We start from the raw sequence: 15,057 nt of genomic DNA on the forward strand, positions 1-15,057 counted from the left end.
TACCCGAATATTTACCATGATCGGCTAATGTCGCCGTATGACCAGCTCATCGCCTCGCGTCGCGCGCGACCACAAGCGTATCGCCGTCGATCTCGACGTAATCGTCAACGGCGTCCTCAATCATGTCGATGGCCGGATCACCGACCTGTCGGAAGGCGGCGCGCGGATCGACGGAGCGAGCCTGCCCGCGCGGTCGCGCTGCGAGATTCATTATGGCGGGCAGACCATCTATGCGGTGGTCATGTGGTCCGAGTTCGACCGCATGGGGGTGCGCTTTCCCTACGAGTTGAGCCACGGGCCGCTCCACGCCGCCCTCGAATACGCGCGCGGCGCGGTGCCGACCGCCCCGGCGCAGATCTTCCGCGCGATGCGGCCCGTGGGGTTCGGACGGCGGGGGTTGAGCTGAGGCTTTTGAAGCCCCTCCTCTGAAGAGGAGGGGTGCTTGCTTCATCTTGCCGCGTTCCTCCTTTGTCCCTAGCGTCGGGCCATGACGCCCGATCCGCTTTCCCTGCCCGCGATCCATGCGAGCCATGTCGGCATCTGGCTGGCCGATGCGAGCGGGCGGGTGCAGCGCGTCGGGCGCGGCGAGGCGATCGCGGCGGTGGCGGGCACGCCGCACCTGCTGCTCGGCGCGCCGCTGACCGGCGACCGGCTCGGCTATCCCGAGTTGTCGGGGCTCGACCTGCTCGAACTCTTCGCTTTCCTTTTCCCCGCGCGCTTCGCGGTGCCGACGCCGGCCGGACTCGCCGCGGTGCTGGGCCTGCCGCCGCCGACGGACGAGGACGCCATCGCCGCCTTTCTGCCGCGCGCCGCCGCGGCGATGCTGGCAAGCCTCGACGATCCGGCGTGGCCCGAGCGCGAGGGCGCGTGGCACAGCCTGCAGGCGCTCGCACGCCAACGCTGGCCGTGGGCGCCGCTGGTCCAGCCGCGCCTCGATGTCCCCGACCGATCCGACCGCTGGCTGTTCGCGCGCCTGCCCGAATGGGAGGAACAGCCGCCGCGTCCGCAGCCGCGGCAGGTGATACTCGACGAGGAAGCGGTGACGGCGCGGCTCGACCGGCTGACCGGCGACGGGGCCGAGCGCCGTCCCGGCCAGCGCGACTATGCGCGCAGCGCCGCGGCGATCTTCGCGCCGCGCGAGCGCAGGGACGCGCCGCACCTGCTGGTCGCCGAGGCGGGCACCGGGATCGGCAAGACGCTCGGCTATCTGGCCCCCGCCAAGCAGTGGATCGACGCGGCGGCGGGCAGCATTTGCATTTCGACCTATACCAAGGCGCTGCAACGCCAGCTCGCGCGCGAGACCGCCCGGCTCTACCCCGACCCCGCCGAGCATCGCGAGAAGGTGGTCGTTCGCAAGGGGCGCGAGAATTACCTCTGCCTGCTCAATCTGGAGGATGCGCTTCAGGGCGGCTTTTCGGGACGAGCCGCGGTGCTCGCGCAGCTCGTGGCGCGCTGGGCCGCCTATACGCGCGACGGCGACATGATCGGCGGCGACCTGCCCGGCTGGCTCCCCGCCCTCTTTCGCCGCAACGGCACCACCGCGCTGACCGACCGGCGCGGCGAGTGCATCTATGCCGGCTGTCCGCATTTCCGCAAATGCTTCATCGAGCGGTCGGCGCGCGCGGCGGCGCAGGCCGATATCGTCATCGCCAATCACGCGCTGACCATGGTGCAGGCGGCGCGGCCGCGCGACAGCGGCGCACCTGCGACGCGGCTGATCTTCGACGAGGGGCATCATCTGTGGGACGCCGCCGACAGCATGTTCGCCGCCGCGCTGACCGGGCAGGAGGCGATCGAGATCCGCCGCTGGGTGCTGGGGCCGGAGGGCAAGTCGCGCGGTCGCCGCCGCGGGCTATCCGCGCGCCTCGCCGACGTCGCGAGCTATGACGAGGCGGGGGCGCAAGCAATCGACGCCGCGGTCCGCGCCGCGGGCGAGCTTCCCGGCGACGGCTGGCTCGCCCGACTTGCCGAGAATCAGCCGTGGGGCGCGGTCGAGCAGCTTCTCGCTGCCGCGCGCGCCATGGTCTACGCGCGCAGCGCCGACCCGAAGAACGCCGACAGCGGCTATGGCCTCGAAACCGAGCTCGCCGATCCCGACCCCGAGCTTGTCGCCGCAGCGGCGGCGGCGAGCGACGCGATCGAGGCGCTGCTGCGTCCGCTGATGGCGCTCGGCAAGCGGCTCGACGCGCTGGTCGAGGCCCCGCCCGACTGGCTTGACGGCCAGGCGCGGGCACGCGTCGACGGGGCGCGGCACAGCCTGGGCACCCGCGTCGACACGCTCGGCGGTTGGCTGTCGCTGCTCGGCCGCATCGGCGGGCCGGCCGATCCCGATTTCGTCGACTGGCTCGCGGTCGACCGCTTCGACGGGCGAGAATATGATGCCGGGCTGCACCGCCACTGGCTCGACCCCGCGCGCCCGGTCGCCGAGACGGTCTATCGGCCGGCGCAGGGGGTGCTCGTCACCTCGGCCACGCTGCGCAGCAGCAGCGACTGGCACGACGCCGACATCCGCACCGGCGCGCGCCATATTGAGGGCGGCGTCCGGCATTTCGCCGTCCCCAGCCCGTTCGACTATGCGCGCCAGTCGGAGGTGCTGATCGTCACCGACATCGCGCGCGGCGACCTGTCCGCGCTCGCCGGCGCCTACAGCCGACTGATCGAAGCGTCGGGCGGCGGCGCGCTGGGGCTGTTCAGCGCGATCCGGCGGCTGCGCATCGTCCACGCGCGGATCGCCGACCGGCTCGCGCGGGCCGGGCTGCCGCTCTATGCGCAGCATGTCGACCCGCTCGACACCGGCACGCTCGTCGATATCTTTCGCGCCGACCCGCATGCGTCGCTGCTCGGCACCGATGCGCTGCGCGACGGAGTCGACGTGCCCGGCGAATCGCTGCGGCTCGTGGTCATGGAGGGGGTGCCGTGGCCGCGCCCGACAATTCTCCACGCCGCGCGCCGCGCCGCGCAGGGCGGGTCGCGTTACGACGACATGGTCATCCGCGGCCGCATCGGTCAGGCCTTCGGCCGGCTGATCCGACGCGCCGACGATTTCGGCCAGTTCGTGATGCTATCGCCCAGCTTTCCCTCGCGGCTGCTCTCCGCCTTTCCCGCCGGCACGCCGATCCGCCGCCTGCCGCTCGACGAGGCGGTGAACCATGTCGCCGCCGCCAACGCCGAACGGCGCAAGCGGGCATATGCCGCCTTCCCACCGTCATGAGTTTCCGGCACAAGGCAAGGTGATTCAGGGACACCGACGCGGTGGGGAGAGATTTTGAAGACGCTGACGATCCTGCGCCACGCGAAATCGGGCTGGGACGCGCCCGTCGAGCGCGACTTCGACCGTCCGATCAATGCGCGGGGGCGGCGCGGCGCCGAACTGATCGGCCAGTATCTGAAGCGCCAGGGGCTGGCGGTCGACCGCATCGTCGCCTCGCCCGCGGTGCGCGTCGTCGAAACGCTCGACATCTTCCGGCCCGCGGCGGGGCTCGACGACCTCGAACCGCATTGGGACCGGCGCATCTACCTCGCCTCGGCGGCGACGCTGCTCGACGTGATCCGCGATGCGGGGCGCGACGCGGAGCACCTGCTGATCGCGGGGCATAATCCGGGGCTGGAGGATCTGGTGCTGATGCTCGTCCCCGAGGGCGCCCCCGAAGACCTTGGCGATCGCCTGCGCGCCGATGTCGAGGAAAAGCTGCCGACCGCGGCGCTGGCGCGGCTCGACCTCGATATCGACGACTGGCGCGCGGTGGACGCGGGCCACGCCCGCCTCGCCGCCTTCATCCGCCCGCGCGACCTCGATCCCGCGCTGTCGCCGGGGACGGATTAGAGGCTGTCCCGTTCAGACTGAACCGTAGCCCTGAGCCTGTCGAAGGGCGTCTATCGACGAGAAGCGCCCTTCGACAGGCTCAGGACTACGGAGATGACAGATAGTCAGGCCCGGTCGAGCGCAGTCGCGAGGCGCTGGCGCAATGCGACGAGCGCCTGCAGCGGAACACCATTAGAGGACGCCGGAACCGGCGGCGACGCGGTGTCGAGCGGGGCGCGCTCGCCCTGCCCCGCCAGCGCCTTGCGCGCGCCCTCGACGGTGAAGCCCTCGACGTGCAGCAGATGGTGGATGCGGGTCGCGAGCGCGACGTCCTCGGGCCGGTAATAGCGGCGGCGGCCCGAGCGCTGCAGCGGCTTGAGCTGCGGAAAGCGCGTTTCCCAATAGCGCAGCACATGGGTCGGCACCCCGATGCGCTCGGCAAGCTCGCCGATGGCGAGCATCGCGCCCGCCATCTTGCCTTCCGCCTCGCTATGATCGGACATGCCCCGGTCCCGGATCAGCCGCCCGCGACGCGGCTACGCATCGTCTGGCTGGCACGAAAGGTCATCACGCGACGCGGCAGGATGGGCACCTCGACGCCCGTCTTGGGATTGCGGCCGATGCGCTGCGCCTTGTCGCGCAGCACGAAGGTGCCGAAGCCCGAAATCTTCACATTCTGCCCGCCCGCGAGCGCGTCCGACATGTGCGAGAGGATCGATTCGACGATCGTCGCCGATTCGTTGCGCGACAGCCCGATCTGCTGGTTGATCCGCGCCGCGATATCGGCCCTGGTAAGCGTTCCTGCAGTCATTGTTTTCCTTCCCCTCCTGAAGCGACAGCCGAAGCCGGTTCCCGGAAGGCCCCCACCGTCACGAGTCCCGAACCTTTTTGTAACAAAAGCGAAGAAATCCGCCAAACTGAAACGGATGGATGGAGAAGTTGACGCGACGAGTGCAGCCCGGCGGCCAGATCAGACCCGCAGCACCGCCGCGCCCCAGGTGAAACCGCCGCCCATCGCTTCGAGCACGACGAGGTCACCCCGCTTGATACGCCCGTCGCGCACCGCGAGGTCGAGGGCCAGCGGGACCGACGCTGCTGAGGTATTGGCGTGCTGATCAACGGTCAGCACCACGCGTTCGGCGGGCAGGCCCAGCTTCTTCGCGGTCGCGTCGATGATGCGCTTGTTCGCCTGGTGCGGGACGATCCAGTCGATCGCGTCGGCCGGCAGCCCGACGTCGGCCATCACCTCACCGAGCACCGAGGCGAGATTGGTCACCGCGTGGCGAAACACTTCGCGTCCCTGCATCCGGACATGACCGACGGTTCCGGTCGTCGACGGACCGCCGTCCACATAGAGCATGTCGCAATATTGCCCCTCGGCGTGGAGCCGGGTCGCAAGGATGCCGCGGTCGTCCCCAACCTCCTCAGCCGACAGCACCACGGCGCCGGCGCCGTCGCCGAACAGCACACAGGTCGCGCGGTCTTCCCAGTCGAGGATACGACTGAAGGTCTCGCTGCCGATCACCAGCGCGTGGTTCGCCGCGCCGGTGCGCAGCATCGAATCGGCAACCGAAAGGGCATAGAGGAAGCCCGAACACACCGCGGCGACGTCGAAGGCGATACAGTCGGGTGCCCCGAGCATCGCCTGGATCTTGGTCGCGGTCGCGGGGAAGGTGTTGTCGGGGGTCGCGGTCGCGACGATGATGAGGCCGATGTCGGCGGCATCGAGCCCCGCGGCCTTCAGCGCTTCGCGCGCCGCGTCGGCACCGAGCGTGCCGGTCGTCTCGTCGGGCTCTGCGATGTGGCGAAAACGGATGCCGGTGCGCTCGACGATCCATTCGTCGCTGGTGTCGACGCGCTTCGCGAGTTCGTCGTTCGACACGCGCGTGCGCGGCAGCGCCGAGCCGGTGCCCTTCAGGATCGCGCGACGCGTCATGCCGCGCTGTCCCGGCGAAAATTGGCAAGATCCTCAGTCACCTGACGCGTGATATCCTTTTCGATCAGTTCGGCACACAGATGGACGGCATTGGCGACGCCCTTCGCGTCGGCGCTGCCGTGGCTCTTGAGCACGACGCCGTTGAGGCCGAGGAACACCGCGCCGTTATGATTGTTCGGATCGAGATGGTGGCGCAGCAATTCGGTCGCCGGGCGCGAGATCAGGAAACCGATCTTCGAGCGCGTCGACGAGGTGAAGGCGCGGCGCAACAGGTCGGTGACGAAGCGCGCCGTCCCCTCCATGGTCTTGAGCGCGATATTGCCCGAAAAGCCATCGTGGACGATGACGTCGACGTGACCGCGCGACAGCTTGTCGCCCTCGACGAAGCCGGTGAATTCCATCGGCAGATGTCCGGCGCCGCGCAGCATCGCCGCGGCGTCACGAATCTCGTCGGTGCCCTTCAATTCCTCGGTGCCGATATTGAGCAGCGCGACGCGCGGCCGCTCCAGCCCCATGGCGGTGCGCGCATAGGCGGCGCCCATGACCGCGAACTGGACGAGGTTGGTCGCATCGCAATCGGTGTTGGCGCCCAGATCGAGCATCACGACATCATTGTCGCCGAGCGACGGAAGCAGCGCCGCGAGCGCCGGCCGGTCGATCCCCGGCATCGTGCGCAGTGCCAGCTTCGCCATCGCCATCAGCGCGCCGGTGTTGCCTGCCGAGACGGCGCCGCCGGCGTCGCCGCGCTTCACCGCGTCGATCGCGAGCCCCATCGAGCTGCCGCGCCCGTTGCGGAGCGCCTGGCTGGGCTTGTCCTCGCCCGACACGACCTTGTCGGTGTGGACGATTTCCGACGCCGCGCGCAGGTTCGGATGGTTGTCGAGCGCGGTCTTGATCCGCGTCTCGTCGCCGACGAGCAGAAAGCGGAGGCCGTCGTGCTGATGACGCGCCATCGCGGCGCCCGCGCACATCACGCGCACGCCGACGTCACCGCCCATCGCATCGATTGCGATTCGCGGTGTCAGGCTCATCTGGACGCCCTCCGGCTAAATATCAGGCGACCGACACCACTTCGCGGCCATTGTAGTGGCCACAGGCGTTGCAGAGGTTGTGCGGGCGCTTGAGCTCACCGCAGTTCGGGCATTCCTGATAGGCTTCGACCTTCAGGCTGTCGTGGCTGCGACGCATGCCGCGCTTCGAGGGCGAGGTTTTTCGCTTGGGGACGGCCATGATATTTCCTGCATTCTCAAAAAGTTCAATCGAATCGGCGAACCCGGATTTGTCGCCTTCCCCTGTGTCGGAAAACGACTGGCCCGCCCGCCGCGCCGAAGGCTGCCCCGCTTGGGATATGCGGGAAAATCTTCCGCCGGAAGGTGCCTCAACGCCTGATGGTGTCGGGTGCCGGATCGGGCGCGGCTATAGCGTTTTTGCCCGCAAAGGCAAGCCCCCGAGCGATGCGAGGGGCGACGCGGTTTGGCCTTGGAAATCGCGCCACCCTCCTCTTCAACCCGGACTCGATCCGGGGCCCCGCTTTTCGACGTTGCCGAGCGGAGCCCCCGAACGAGTCCGAAGTGACAATGCAGACCGATTCAGGCGCCGTTTCCAATCTCGCCGCCGCAATGCTTGCCCGCCACGCCCGACAATGCCACATCGACGGAACAGCCGCAGGGCGAAGCAGGGGAAAGACGATGATGATGTTGCCGATCAGCCTGACGATCGCCGCGGGGGCGGCGCTGCTCAACATCTGGCTTGCGATGCGGGTCTCGCGCGCGCGCCGGCAGGAAGAGGTCTGGGTCGGCGACGGCGGCAACGAACGGGTGATCCGCCGGATGCGCGCGCACAGCAATTTCATCGAGAATACGGCGCTGGTGCTGATCCTGCTCGTTCTCGTCGAGCTGGGTCTGGGGTCGTCGATCTGGCTGTGGAGCGCGGGCGCGTTCTATCTGGTCGGCCGCATCCTCCACGCGATCGGCATGGACGGGATGATGTGGGGCCGGATGGCCGGCGCGATCATCACCATGCTGACCCAGCTCGGCCTGGCGATCACGGCCCTCACCGCGGTCTATACGACCCCGACGGGGATCGTCGCGACCGAAGTGCAGGAAACCGAGGTCGTCGCGCCGAACTGAGTTCAGTCGGCGAGCGCCGCGTCGCCGACGAAGGGATTCGTCCGCCGTTCGTGCGCGAAATTGCTGTGCGGGCCGTGGCCGGGCAGGAAGACGGTGTCGCCGCCGAGCGGCCACAGCTTCCGCGTGATCGAATCGAGCAACTGCCGGTGGTCGCCGCGCGGAAAGTCCGTGCGGCCGATCGAACCCTGGAACAGCACGTCGCCGACGATCGCCAGCTTCGACGGCGGGTGGTGGAAGACGACATGGCCCGGCGTGTGCCCCGGACAATGGATGACATCGAGGGTCAGGTGGCCGACCGTCACCGTATCGCCGTCGTTCAGCCAGCGGTCGGGCTCGAAAGGCTCGCCGCTCATCCCGAAGCGGGCACCGTCCTCGCCCAGCCGCTCGATCCAGAAACGGTCGTCCTCGTGCGGCCCCTCGATCGGCACGCCAAGCTCCTTCGCGAGCACGCCCGCCTGCCCGCAATGGTCCATATGGCCGTGGGTGACGAGGATCTTCTCGACCGCCACTCCCGTCTGCTTCACCGCATCCTTGAGCTTGTCGAGGTCGCCGCCGGGATCGACGAAGGCCGCCTTGTTGGTCTCGGTGCACCAGAGCAGGGTGCAATTCTGCTGGAATGCGGTGACGGGCACGACGGCGGCGCGAAGCGGCGGATTGGGAGCGTTCATGGCCGGTGATGTGGGGAAAAGTGGCGGGGATGGCAAGGGCGGGACGTCATCGCCTGCCCCGGTCGCCAGATCGGACCGAAGGGTGGGAACGGCCGAAGGCGGCCGATTGCAGCCATAGCCGACGGGACCCCCGACGAAAGCCGGGGATCGCCAAGCGACCGTCATCCACGACGTGCGCCCTCTCTTCCATCGGAAGGCGACGATCGGCATTTGATACCTTCGTCATTCCCGCGAAAGCGGGAATCCAGAGCGTGCGTATGCGGACTCCACCCCAAGGCCGCCTTTCACCGCAGCGTCATCGTGTCGCCTTCGACATTCACCGTGTCGAGCCGCGCGAGATAGCTCTGACCGAGCAGCGAGACGCCCATGTCGGCGTCGAGCACCGCCGCCGCGACGCCGCGCACCGCGATGCCGCCGACGTCGACGCTGTCGAGCATCACCGGGCGCACCGGCACCACACCGCCCGCGGTCGCCGCGCTTCCCGCGACCGGCAACGCGTCGACGTCGATCCCCGCCGCCTCGGCATCGCGCCGCGTCAATGCGATGATCGACGCGCCGCTGTCGACCAGCATCCGCATCGGCTGGCCGTTGATCTCTGCCTCGGCATAGAAATGCGAATCCCCGGCGCGGTCGAGGCGCACATCGCCCGATGCGCCGGTGGCGGACGGCGCCGACGACCAGCCGCCCTTCTGCCGCGGCCGAGTGGTCCAGTTGCTGTTCGCATCGGCGGCGGCGGCAACGACTTCGGTCTCGCGCGCATCCCTGGTGCGGCTGGCGATGCTCGCCATGCCGATCGATGCGACCGCGATCACCGCGGCCATGCCCAGGATGCGCCCCAACATGACGTTCGATATCGCAGACTCTGGTTGAGGAATGATTAGGGCCGGGGGGTCTCGACGAAGGCGCGCCAGCGCGGCGTCCCCTCGCGCACCGAATAGACGATGCGCGCGCAGGCATAGGGGCGGCGCGGCGCATTGTCGGCCTCGACGGCGATGCGCGGCCAGCGGGGCGCGGTCGCGGCCGACCAGCAGACGAGCGCCTCCGCCTCGGGCCGCGCCGCGATGCCGGCGCGCTCGGCGGGCGAATAGGTCGCGGGTACCTGCCAGCCCATGATCCGCCGCGCGACCGGGCCGTCGGCGGCGGCAAGCGGTGCGAAGACGCCGCAACGGTCGGCGAGCAGCGCCGCAACCGCCCCGCGCTCGCCCGCGCCAAGCCACCGGCCGCCGAGCAGCGGCTGCCAGCGCGCCGGATCGCGCGATTGCAGCGCCGGAAACAGCGTATCGGCCGCCGCCTCGAACCCCACGCGCCACGGCGAATCGGCCGCCAGCTCGGCGAGCGGGGTCGGCGCCAGCGGCTCGGCTTCGCTGCCGGGTACGATCGGCTGGCTGTTCGCAGGTTCGACGGCTGGCACGGGTGCGTCGCAGGCCGCCTGCGCCGGAACGGCACACGCCGCGGCAACCGCGAAGGCCAGAGTCGCAAGGATGCGCATGGCGGTCAGCCTATCATGCCCGCCTGCATCGGTCATGAACCGGATGCGGCCAGCCCCTCGCGCAGCCAACCGGGCGCTTGTCCGGCGTCGATCGCCTCGACCCGGCGATGCTCGACCGACCAGCCGAGCTCGGGATAGGCGATGACCTGCCGCGCCGGTTCCGCCGCCGCGATCGGCACCACGACGAGTCGCCGGTTGACCTTCTGCCGCCAGTTCATCCGCGCGGTATTCTCCTGTCCGACATAACAGCCCTTGGAGAAGCTGACGCCGTTCAGTTCCGCCGCATTGCATTCGAGCCACAGCGTCGTCCCGTTGCCGAGTTCCCCGCGTCCCTCGGTGACGCCGAGCGGCAGCCGGTGCGCGCGCCAGTCGGCATCGGCGCCCTCCCCTTCATCGGCCGGGCCGAGCCAGCGCTGGCCGAGGTCGGCGAGTCGCGGATCGGGTTCGCCGAGGTCGCCGAAGGGCGCCCAATGCACCGCAAGCCCGTCTTCGCGCGCGATGCTGATCGCGCGGCGCAGGCGATAGAGGGTCAAGCGCTTGGTGAGATCGTCGGCGGCCTCCCGCTCGCAATCGATCAGCAGGTCGTCCTCGTCGCCCCAGATCAGGAAATCGAACAGCACCTTCCCCTGCGGCGTCAGCAGCGCCGCCCACACCGGCAGGTTGCCCGTCACGTCGTTGGTGACGAGTCCCTGCAGGAATCCGGGGACATCCTCGCCCGACAGGCGGACAAGGGCACGATCGTTGAGGGTGGTATTGGCCATGGTGATAATCTAGGGACGCCCCAGCCAAAGCCAAGCCACGATCTGTCCGAAAGCCGCCATGACCGACCGCCTGACCATCCGCCGCCCCGACGACTGGCACGTCCATCTGCGCGACGGGGCGATGCTGGCGCATGTCGCGCCCTATAGCGCGCGGCAGTTCGCGCGCGCGATCGTCATGCCCAATCTGTCACCGCCGGTGACGACGGTAGCCGAGGGTCGCGCCTATCGCGAGCGTATCGCGGCCGCGATTCCCTCCGAGATGGAGTTCACGCCGCTGATCGTCGCCTATCTGACCGACCGGACCGACCCCGAGGAGTTGGCGCGCGGCCATGCCGAGGGCGTGTTCACCGCGGCGAAGCTCTATCCCGCTCATGCCACCACCGGCAGCGCGCACGGTGTCACCGATATCGCGGCGATCCGGCCCGTGCTCGAACGGATGCAGGCGATCGGCATGCCGCTGCTGATCCACGGCGAGGTCACCGATGCCGACGTCGACATCTTCGACCGCGAGGCGGTGTTCATCGAGCGCACGCTCGCGCCGCTGGTGCGCGATTTCCCGGCGCTGAAGATCGTCCTCGAACATATCACCACCGCCGAGGCGGCGGCCTTCGTCGCCGACGCGCCGGCGACCGTCGCCGCGACGATCACACCGCAGCATCTGCACATCAATCGCAATGCGATGCTGGTCGGCGGCATCCGCCCGCACGCCTATTGCCTGCCGGTCGCCAAGCGCGAGCGGCACCGGCTCGCGGTGCGCGCCGCCGCCACCTCGGGCTCGCCCAAATTTTTCCTCGGCACCGACAGCGCGCCGCATGCGGTCGATACGAAGGAAAATGCCTGCGGCTGCGCGGGAATCTTCAACGCGCCCTTCGCGCTCGAATCCTATCTCGCCGCCTTCGACGAAGATGGCGCTCTCGACCGGTTCGAGGGCTTTGCGAGCGAGCACGGGCCGCGCTTCTACGGCCTGCCGCTGAACGACGGCACGGTCACCTTCGAGCGCGGGGAAACGCGCGTTCCCGAACGGATCGGCGAGGTCGTGCCCTTCCATGCGGGCGAAACGCTCGGCTGGCGAATCGTTTAGGACGGATCGACATTTAGAAGATGGCGAGCCGAAAATGGTGGTTTTTCGCGAACCGGAGCGCAGCGTGCTGATGGCACGTGAGCACCGGAAGTGCGGAAAGTCGCCATTTGCAGGCCGCCAGAACTAAATATCGATCCGTCCTAGGGGGCGGGCGGCACGCGGGCGCCGCGCGCCTTGGCCCACATATCGAAGCTGAACACCGCGATGCTGGTCCAGATCAGCAGGAAGCAGAAGAGTTGCGCCGGTCGCAGCGGTTCGTCGAACAGGAAGAGGCCGAGGAGGAAGACCAGGCTGGGCGTCAGATATTGGCAGAAACCGAGAGCGGCGTAGCTCATCCGTCGCGCCGCGGTCGCGAACAGCAGTAGCGGCACCGCCGTGACCGCGCCCGCCGACACGAGCAGCCAGGTGATGTCCGGCGCGGCGCCGAAACCGACCCCATCGCCCACCACGACATAATAGACGGCGATGCCGAGGCCGGGCACGAACAGCAACGTCGTCTCGATCGCCAATCCCGGTAGCGATCCGACGGGCGCAACCTTGCGAAGCAGACCATAGAGGCCGAAGCTGAACGCGAGCGCCAGGCTGATCCACAGCGTATCGAGCGCGCCGGCGAGCAGCAGCGCGACGCCGACCGCGGCGATGGCGACGGCCAGCATCTGCAACCGCGACAATCGCTCGCCGAGGAAGACCATCCCCAGCATCACGTTGATCAGCGGATTGAGATAATAGCCGAGGCTGGCGGCGAGCACATGGTTCGACACGATTGCATAGATATAGACGAGCCAGTTGAGCGCGATCAGCAGCGCGCTGGCGAACAGGATGCGGAGCGTTCGCGGGTCGCGCAGAGCCACCAGATAGTCGCCGATCTGGCGGCGGAAGACCATGATGACGAAGCAGAGCGGCAGCGACCAGAGGATGCGCTGCGCCAGCACCTCGACCGGCGGCACACTATCGAGCAGCTTGAAGAAGAGCGGGACGAAACCCCAGATCACATAGGCGCCGAGCGCATAGGGCAGGCCGCCGTGCGGCTCGCCAGCCGCAGGGGCCGAGGATCGGGTCACGGGAGGGACTGTCCGTTCGTCGCGGTCAGATGATGCCGCCGCCCAGCATCAGCCGTAGGACGCCGACGACGATCACGACGATGTTGAGGTTCCGCCCGGCGTTGCGGTCGGACATCGCACCGAGCGCGAGCCCGACGACCGCGATCGGAATCACCAGCCAGTTCGCCCAGCCGAGGAAGGGAATGAAGGCCGGGATGGCCAGAATCAGGGCGATGATGCCGATCAGGATCGAAGCGATATTGAGCATGGCGCCAATGTCGCACGGCGTCCGGGGCCCGGCAAGAGCCTTTCGGTTCGTCGCCGTCAGCACTCGCTCCGTCTTGTTGCCTTGGGTTCATGCAACGCGAATCATCCTTGGCTCGTTCCCCCACCGAAGCGCCGGATACCGCCACGGCATTGCGGCGTAGAACCAGGAAAGGATTTTTCATGCGTCATCTTACCAAGGGCCTGTTGGGCGCGTTCGCCGCGATCAGCGTCGCTGCCACCGCCCCCGCCTATGCCGGCCTTTCGACCGCCGCACCGGCGCAGGCTCCAGGCCTGTTCAAGGCCGACCAGGATGCCGGCTTCTATCGCAAGAAGCGCCATCACCGGAATTATTCGCGCGACCAGCGTGTCAGTTCCAACACCCGCATCTGGCGCGGCAGCGACGGCCGTTATCGCTGCAAGAAGGACAATGGCACCACCGGTCTGCTGATCGGCGGCGCGGTCGGTGGCCTTGCCGGCCACGAGATCGCCGGCGACGGCGACAAGCTGCTCGGCACCGTACTCGGCGCCGCGGGCGGTGCGCTGCTCGGCCGCGAGATCGACAAAGACAAGTACCGCTGCCGCTGAGCGGGACAGCCTACCGTTGCGGTTGCGGGTCCGAGACCCCTCCACCCGCGGCTCGTGATGGAGAGGGCGTCGATCGAAAGATCGGCGCCCTCGATCTATTGCTGCCGAGAGACACGCAGGCTTGCGAGTTCGCTCGCTAGCCGAAGTGGAGAGGGGCAGGACGGGCGCGTTACGGCCCCGTCTCCCATCCCTCTCCCCTGAAGGAGAGGGCTATATGCGACTTCCCGCCCTTGCCCCCGCGTCCATCCTGTCCCACAAGCATCGCCTGCCCCGTGCCGGAAAGGATGTGCGATGCTCAACGGCCCCCTCCTCGTCACCGAACGGCTGATCCTGCGCCCGCCGGCGGCCGAGGATTTCGACGCGTTCGCAGAGATGTGCGCCGAACCCGAGACGATGACCTATCTCGGCGGCGCCTGTCCGCGCGCGCAGGCCTGGCGGCACTGGTCCACGATCGCGGGCGCGTGGCACATCCGCGGCTTTTCGATGTTTTCGGTGATCGAGCGCGACACCGGCGAATGGGTCGGCCGCCTCGGCCCATGGCAGCCAGACGGCTGGCCCGGACCCGAGATCGCCTATGGCGTGCGCGCGAAATTCGCCGGGCGCGGCTATGCGTTCGAGGGCGCGATCGCCGCGTGCGACTTCGCGGTCGAATTCCTGAAATGGAACGAGCTGATGCACAGTATCGACCCCGCGAACAGCCGCTCGCAGGCGCTCGCGCGGCGGCTCGGCGCGACCAACAGCGGGCCGACCCGCCTCCCCGCCCCTTTCCAGGACGCGCCCGTCGACGCCTGGACGCAGAGCGCCGATCATTGGCGCGCCAAACGCAAGGAGTTCCGCCTGTGACCGACCATCACATCGACCCCGAGCGCGCGCAGTTCGACGCCTTCAAGGCGTTGCCGCGCGACACGGTGATCCACATGCTCAACCTCGTCCGCTTTCGCGGCAAGGCGGCCTATCTCCCCGATCATCCGCTGGCAGGGCAAGGGCTGAGCGGCGCCGAGGCCTATGCCCATTACGGCCGCGACAGCGGTCCGGTCTTCCAGCGCCTGGGCGGCCGCATCGTCTGGCGCGGTACGATGGAAGCGATGGTCATCGGCCCCGAAGCCGAGACGTGGGACGCTGTCTTCGTCGCCGAATATCCGAACAGCGGCGCCTTCATGGCGATGGTCACCGACCCCGTCTATCGCGAGGCCGTGGTCCATCGGCAGGCCGCGGTCGAGACCTCGCGCCTGATCCGCTGTGCGCCGGGATCGGCGGAAACCGGGGGGTTCGGCTGAGGACTCACACCCTTCCAGTAAG

The 15,057-nt window shown here is 68.6% G+C and carries 19 protein-coding genes; 8 read left to right on the top strand and 11 right to left on the bottom strand.

What is annotated here, in order from left to right; all coding sequences use genetic code 11:
• Positions 1-37 precede the first annotated feature (37 nt).
• From FHR21_RS17960 to FHR21_RS17970, 3 genes are all read left to right on the top strand, one after another.
• A complete protein-coding gene (locus FHR21_RS17960) occupies positions 38-406 on the top strand; it encodes a PilZ domain-containing protein (protein ID WP_184100838.1) in 369 nt (122 codons plus the stop codon).
• Between the two features lie 81 nt (positions 407-487).
• Complete coding sequence (locus FHR21_RS17965; protein WP_184100840.1) at positions 488-3,211, top strand: ATP-dependent DNA helicase; 2,724 nt, start codon at positions 488-490, stop codon at positions 3,209-3,211.
• Positions 3,212-3,265: 54 nt separating this feature from the next.
• Positions 3,266-3,823, top strand: coding sequence for a SixA phosphatase family protein (locus FHR21_RS17970; protein ID WP_184100842.1), 558 nt, complete (start codon positions 3,266-3,268; stop codon positions 3,821-3,823).
• Between the two features lie 104 nt (positions 3,824-3,927).
• Here the strand turns inward: FHR21_RS17970 and FHR21_RS17975 are convergent, their stop codons facing one another.
• The 5 genes from FHR21_RS17975 to rpmF form a co-directional block, all read right to left on the bottom strand.
• Positions 3,928-4,305 carry a MerR family transcriptional regulator gene (locus tag FHR21_RS17975; RefSeq protein ID WP_246427319.1) on the bottom strand — a complete coding sequence of 126 codons (378 nt, stop codon included), beginning with the start codon at positions 4,303-4,305 and terminating at the stop codon, positions 3,928-3,930.
• Between the two features lie 14 nt (positions 4,306-4,319).
• Positions 4,320-4,613 (bottom strand): integration host factor subunit alpha, encoded by a 294-nt coding sequence (locus tag FHR21_RS17980; RefSeq protein ID WP_184100844.1) that lies wholly within the window; start codon positions 4,611-4,613, stop codon positions 4,320-4,322.
• Positions 4,614-4,772: 159 nt separating this feature from the next.
• Complete coding sequence (locus FHR21_RS17985) at positions 4,773-5,738, bottom strand: beta-ketoacyl-ACP synthase III (protein ID WP_184100846.1); 966 nt, start codon at positions 5,736-5,738, stop codon at positions 4,773-4,775.
• Positions 5,735-6,769 (bottom strand): phosphate acyltransferase PlsX, encoded by a 1,035-nt coding sequence (gene plsX / locus FHR21_RS17990; protein ID WP_184100848.1) that lies wholly within the window; start codon positions 6,767-6,769, stop codon positions 5,735-5,737. The genes FHR21_RS17985 and plsX overlap by 4 nt, the downstream gene beginning before the upstream one ends.
• A gap of 22 nt (positions 6,770-6,791) precedes the next feature.
• Entirely contained in the window at positions 6,792-6,968 is a 177-nt protein-coding gene (gene rpmF, locus FHR21_RS17995; RefSeq protein ID WP_184100850.1) for a 50S ribosomal protein L32, read from the bottom strand.
• 458 nt (positions 6,969-7,426) lie between these two features.
• On the opposite strand from rpmF, the gene FHR21_RS18000 reads away from it, so the two are divergent.
• Positions 7,427-7,867, top strand: coding sequence for an MAPEG family protein (locus FHR21_RS18000; protein ID WP_184100852.1), 441 nt, complete (start codon positions 7,427-7,429; stop codon positions 7,865-7,867).
• A 2-nt stretch (positions 7,868-7,869) separates the two neighbouring features.
• Here FHR21_RS18000 and FHR21_RS18005 read toward each other — a convergent pair whose 3' ends face one another.
• From FHR21_RS18005 to ygfZ, 4 genes are all read right to left on the bottom strand, one after another.
• Complete coding sequence (locus tag FHR21_RS18005; RefSeq protein WP_184100854.1) at positions 7,870-8,535, bottom strand: MBL fold metallo-hydrolase; 666 nt, start codon at positions 8,533-8,535, stop codon at positions 7,870-7,872.
• A 284-nt stretch (positions 8,536-8,819) separates the two neighbouring features.
• Positions 8,820-9,377, bottom strand: a complete 558-nt coding sequence (locus tag FHR21_RS18010; protein ID WP_184100856.1) for a retropepsin-like aspartic protease family protein — start codon at positions 9,375-9,377, stop codon at positions 8,820-8,822.
• A gap of 35 nt (positions 9,378-9,412) precedes the next feature.
• On the bottom strand, positions 9,413-10,060 hold the full coding sequence (locus FHR21_RS18015; protein WP_184100858.1) for a hypothetical protein: 648 nt from the start codon (positions 10,058-10,060) through the stop codon (positions 9,413-9,415).
• On the bottom strand, positions 10,057-10,785 hold the full coding sequence (gene ygfZ / locus FHR21_RS18020; protein ID WP_184100859.1) for a CAF17-like 4Fe-4S cluster assembly/insertion protein YgfZ: 729 nt from the start codon (positions 10,783-10,785) through the stop codon (positions 10,057-10,059). Before ygfZ ends, FHR21_RS18015 begins: the two co-directional genes overlap by 4 nt.
• Positions 10,786-10,843: 58 nt before the next feature.
• Here ygfZ and pyrC point away from each other — a divergent pair, with 58 nt between their 5' ends.
• Entirely contained in the window at positions 10,844-11,866 is a 1,023-nt protein-coding gene (pyrC, locus tag FHR21_RS18025; RefSeq protein ID WP_184100861.1) for a dihydroorotase, read from the top strand.
• A 140-nt stretch (positions 11,867-12,006) separates the two neighbouring features.
• Here pyrC and rarD read toward each other — a convergent pair whose 3' ends face one another.
• Complete coding sequence (gene rarD, locus FHR21_RS18030; protein WP_184100863.1) at positions 12,007-12,927, bottom strand: EamA family transporter RarD; 921 nt, start codon at positions 12,925-12,927, stop codon at positions 12,007-12,009.
• 25 nt (positions 12,928-12,952) lie between these two features.
• Positions 12,953-13,174, bottom strand: coding sequence for a hypothetical protein (locus FHR21_RS18035; protein WP_184100865.1), 222 nt, complete (start codon positions 13,172-13,174; stop codon positions 12,953-12,955).
• A 179-nt stretch (positions 13,175-13,353) separates the two neighbouring features.
• Here FHR21_RS18035 and FHR21_RS18040 point away from each other — a divergent pair, with 179 nt between their 5' ends.
• The 3 genes from FHR21_RS18040 (at position 13,354) to FHR21_RS18050 (ending at position 15,035) form a co-directional block, all read left to right on the top strand.
• A complete protein-coding gene (locus FHR21_RS18040; protein ID WP_184100867.1) occupies positions 13,354-13,758 on the top strand; it encodes a glycine zipper 2TM domain-containing protein in 405 nt (134 codons plus the stop codon).
• Positions 13,759-14,049: 291 nt separating this feature from the next.
• On the top strand, positions 14,050-14,601 hold the full coding sequence (locus FHR21_RS18045) for a GNAT family N-acetyltransferase (protein WP_184100869.1): 552 nt from the start codon (positions 14,050-14,052) through the stop codon (positions 14,599-14,601).
• Complete coding sequence (locus tag FHR21_RS18050; protein ID WP_184100871.1) at positions 14,598-15,035, top strand: DUF1330 domain-containing protein; 438 nt, start codon at positions 14,598-14,600, stop codon at positions 15,033-15,035. The genes FHR21_RS18045 and FHR21_RS18050 overlap by 4 nt, the downstream gene beginning before the upstream one ends.
• The last annotated feature ends 22 nt before the right edge of the window (positions 15,036-15,057 follow it).

It is taken from the genome of Sphingopyxis panaciterrulae (assembly GCF_014199295.1).
Taxonomy (GTDB): domain Bacteria; phylum Pseudomonadota; class Alphaproteobacteria; order Sphingomonadales; family Sphingomonadaceae; genus Sphingopyxis; species Sphingopyxis panaciterrulae.